Source organism: Acidovorax sp. KNOB132 (assembly GCF_057541515.1).
On sequence record NZ_BAAJYT010000546.1, the window covers coordinates 1 to 1,182 of the forward strand.

2 pseudogenes are annotated in these 1,182 nt (G+C 73.3%); both read left to right on the forward strand.

Annotated features, from left to right (window positions below):
- Positions 1 to 596 (forward strand): annotated as a pseudogene (locus AC27IO_RS24515) (hypothetical protein); the annotation flags it as partial.
- A pseudogene (locus AC27IO_RS24520) lies at positions 490 to 1,182 on the forward strand (hypothetical protein); the annotation flags it as partial. The pseudogenes AC27IO_RS24515 and AC27IO_RS24520, both read left to right, overlap by 107 nt.

Genomic DNA, 1,182 nt, shown 5'->3' on the forward strand with positions numbered 1-1,182 from the left:
CATCGACCCTGCCGCCGCGTGGCGCCTTGCCGGACAGGAATGAGGCCGCTGGCCACGCCAACGCCCCGGCGGCCGCGCAGGCCGCTGCCGCCCAGCCCCAAGCCACCCATGTGCTGCTCGATGCCATGGCACAGGCCGAGCCCGACGGCTCCACGTTGACGAAGGCGCTGTTCGGGCCGGGCGGGCAGCGTTTCGGCGTGGCGGCAGATCTCGCACTCGCGCTGACCGAGATGGATTTTTCGCGCATGGCACCGATTCCGGGGCTTCCTGGCGCGCCCACCGTGATCCTGGCCGAAGCCCTGGCCGCCGCGACGGGCGGCGACGCACAATTGGCACTGGGCGCGCTGGAACTCCTGCAGGAGTTCGATCCGCAGCAGGAAATCGCCGCGGCCTGGCAGCAGCGGGCCGGTGCGCCGGACGACGACGCGGCCTCGGTCTTCTACACGCCCGCAGGCTCCTTGCATGGGGGGCGACGACGAGCCGGCTCCCTTGTCGCCCCCGGTCTCGCCCGCAGTCTCGCGCTCGCCATCGGCCTCGTCGATGGAAGGGGGTTCGGTCTATCACACGCCCTCGGCTTCGCTGGATGGCGGCCCTGACCGGTCGCTGCCAGGCTCGCCGCGGCGCTCCGATGCGGGCCATCCGAGCGATGCCACCTTGGCGGCACGGCGGGCGGTGTGGCAGGTGGCAGCCGCCCTGGCCGGCACGCCCACGGGCCTGGAAGTGCTCCAGGCCATCGTGGCCCGCCCCGTGGATGCGGCGCACCTCCAGGACTTCACGCTGCTGCTCAAGGCCGCAACGGCGATGCCCCCACAGCACGCGGAGCGGGGTGATCCTGCTGCCATCCTGGCCAGCGAATCGGCCCTGGACACGCTGACCGGCAAGGCCGTCGCCTGCGCCGCGGCGCGCATGGCGGGCGAGGTGGACGCGGCCCAGCCCCACCAGTGGGCCTTGACCGCCGTGCGCAACGACCTGTTCCAGACCGGGCCGGGAACGGACTTCGCCGCCATCAACGCCCGCCTGATGAAGACCGGCCGCTGGATCAAGCGCGCCACGCCCGAGCGCGCGCGCCTGCTGCGCAACCCGATCGTCGGCAAGTCGCCTTTCCGGGCCCTGCGGCACGGAACGCAGAACGTGGAGCGGGGCCCGGCCATCGCGCGCCACCGCCTGGCGCGCGAGACGGCG